Raw genomic sequence first — 3296 nt, forward strand, 5'->3', positions numbered from 1 at the left:
AGCAGCGGGTGATCGATCCCCTCCAAACCAACCGCGTCCATGTCCCCGGCCTCGGCCTGCGCCGCCACCCAGAACCGTTCGCGCTGGAAGGCGTAGGTCGGCAGGTCGACGTGCGCCGGTCGGGCGGGAGCGAAGAAGGTGTCCCAGTCGACGGTGACGCCGCGGACCTGCAGTTGCCCCAGGGCCCTGACCAGCGTCCGGACCTCGTCGCGGTCCTTGCGAGCGGTCGCGACGAACGCTCCGTCCTGCACGCTCTGCTGGGCCAGCGCGGTCAGGGTGGCGTCCGGTCCGATCTCCACGAACACGTTCGCCTGGCAGGCGGTGACCCCGTCGGCGAAGCGCACCGCCTCGCGCACATGCCGCACCCAGTACGCCGGATCGGTCAGCAGGCCAGGCTCGGCGGGCCGGCCCGTCACGTTGGAGACGACAGGAATGGCCGGCTCGCTGAAGGTCAGAGCGGAGACGATCTGCTCGAACTCGGCGAGCATCGGCTCCATCAACGGCGAGTGGAAGGCGTGTGAGACCCGCAGCCTGCGCGTCCGGACGCTCACCAGGGCGGCGATCTCCTCCACCGCGTTCTCGTCACCGGAGATCACCACGGCCTCCGGGCCGTTCACCGCCGCGATGCCGACGTCCTGGCGGCCCTCCAGCAGCGGGAGGATGTCCGCCTCGGGAGCGGCGATGGCCAGCATCGCCCCACCTTCCGGCAGCCCCTGCATCAACCGCGCCCGTGCCGTGACAAGAGCACACGCATCGGGCAGCGACAGCACGCCCGCCACATGAGCGGCGGCGATCTCCCCCACCGAGTGACCCACCAGCACGTCCGGCGTGATGCCGAGCGAGGCCAGCAGGCGGTAGAGGGCGACCTCGAAGGCGAACAGCGCCGGCTGGGTCATTCCCGTCTCGGCCAGCACACCGTCGGGGTCGGAGAACATCACCTGCCGCACGGGGTGCGGCAGCAACGCGCAGATCTCGTCCAGCGCCTCGGCGAACACCGGGAACGCGGCGGCCAGCTCACGGCCCATGCCCACCCGCTGGCTGCCCTGACCGGCGAACAACATCGCCATCCTGGCTCGCCCGCGCACCTGCCCGGCCTCGACCACCGACTCGCCCGGCTCGCCCTCGGCCAGCGCGGACAGCGCCTCCAGCAGCCCGGTACGGTCCGCGCCGACCACCGCCGCGCGCTGCTCCAGCAGCGCCCGGCCCGTCGCCAGCGACCAGCCGACATCCGCCACGTCCAGCTCCGGCCGCTTCAGCATCCAGGACCTGAGCCGCCTCGCCTGTGCCCGCAGCGCCGCCACCGACTTCCCGGAGAGCAGCCACGGGACGGCGGGCAGGGCCTCGCCCGGCTCCCTGTCCGGTTCGGCCGGGGACTCCTCCAGGACGACGTGCGCGTTCGTGCCGCTGATCCCGAAGGAGGAGACCGCCGCCCGGCGCGGGCCGTTCTCCGGCTCCCAGGGACGGGCCTCGGTCAGCAGTTCCACCGCGCCCGCCGACCAGTCGATGTGCTCCGACCGCTCCTCGGCGTGCAGGGTCTGCGGCATGACGCCGTTGCGCAGGGCCATCACCATCTTGATCACACCGGCCACACCGGCGGCCGCCTGCGCGTGGCCGATGTTCGACTTGATGGAGCCCAGCCACAGCGGCCGGTCCTCCGGACGGTCCTGGCCGTACGTGGCGATCAGTGCCTGCGCCTCGATCGGGTCGCCCAGCACCGTTCCCGTGCCGTGCGCCTCGACCAGGTCGACGTCCGCGGGGGAGAGGTTCGCGTTGGACAGGGCCTGGCGGATCACCCGCTGCTGCGAGGGACCGTTCGGCGCCGTCAGCCCGTTGCTCGCACCGTCCTGGTTGACCGCACTGCCCCGCAGGACAGCGAGGATCTGGTGGCCGTTGCGCCGGGCGTCCGACAGCCGCTCGACGAGCAGCATGCCCACGCCCTCCGAGAGGCCGACGCCGCCCTCCGCCTGGGCGAACGCCCGGCAGCGGCCGTCCGGCGACAGGTTGCGCTGCCGGGCGAACTCGATGAACGTCCACGGGGTGGCCATCACCGTCACACCGCCCGCCAGAGCCAGGTCACAGTCGCCCGAGCGCAGTGCCTGCGCCGCCAGGTGCAGCGCGACCAGCGACGACGAGCACGCGGTGTCCACGGTCATCGCGGGGCCCTCGAACCCGAAGGTGTACGACACCCGCCCGGAGGCGACGCTGCCGGAGTTTCCGGTGCCGATCAGGCCCTCCAGCTCCTCCGGTACGGAGGAGAGCTGGCTCGCGTAGTCGTGGTACATCACACCGGCGAACACGCCCGTGCGGCTGCCGCGCAGCCCGTGCGGGTCGATTCCCGCACGCTCGATCGCCTGCCAGGAGCTCTCCAGCAGCAGCCGCTGCTGCGGGTCCATGGCGAGGGCCTCGCGCGGGCTGATCCCGAAGAAGCCGGGGTCGAACTCGGCGGCGTCGTACAGGAAGCCGCCGTGCCTGGCGTAGGAGGTGCCACGGTTGCCGGGGTCCGGGTCGTACAGCTTCTCCAGATCCCAGCCCCGGTCGGTGGGGAACTCGCCCACCGCGTCGCCCGCCTGCGCCACGAGCCGCCACATGTCCTCCGGCGATTCGACCCCGCCGGGATAGCGGCAGGCCATGCCGACGATCGCGATGGGCTCGTCGTCTCCGGTCGAGACCCGCGAGGTGACCGCGATCTCCCGCTTGCCGAGCAGCTCGCCGGACAGGAACGGGACGAGCGCCGACTGGGTCGGATAGTCGAAGATCAGCGTGGCCGGCAGCCGCATGCCGGTGACCTGGCTGAGCCGGTTGCGGAACTCCACCGCCATCAGCGAGTCGAAGCCGAGCTCCTGGAAGGAGATGCCGTCGTCGAGCGCGGACGTGTCGGCGAATCCGAGGACCACGGCCAGCTGGTCGCGTACCAGGTCCTCCAGCACGGCGCGCTGCCCGGCCGGAGGCAGGCTCGCCAGCTGCTGCTTCAGGGTGGCCGCCGCCTCCGAGGCCGCCGTCACCACCCGCCTGGCGGGAGCGGCCACCAGGCCACGCAGCAGCGGTGGCAGCGAGTCCGCGTGGGTACTGAGGACCTTGAAGTTGAGCTGGGCCGGGAGCAGCGTGGCCCGTCCCGTGTCGAGTGCGGCGTCGAAGAGGGTCAGGCCGTCCTCGGCGGTCAGCGGGTCGACGCCGGAGCGCGCGAGGCGCCGCAGGTCGGCTTCGTCCAGGTCGGCCAGTCCGCCGATCGCCCACAGGCCCCAGGCCAGCGAGGTTCCCGCCAGTCCCCGCGACCTGCGATGCTCGGCCAGCGCGTC

General features: G+C 72.4%; 1 protein-coding gene. It reads right to left on the reverse strand.

Features of this window, described 5'->3' with window-relative positions; genetic code table 11:
- Positions 1-3296 (reverse strand): type I polyketide synthase (locus tag ACTOQ3_RS43380; RefSeq protein WP_440089900.1); only part of this gene is annotated, 3296 nt, incomplete at both ends.

This window comes from Streptosporangium sp. LJ11 (assembly GCF_051918945.1).
Lineage (GTDB): Bacteria > Actinomycetota > Actinomycetes > Streptosporangiales > Streptosporangiaceae > Streptosporangium.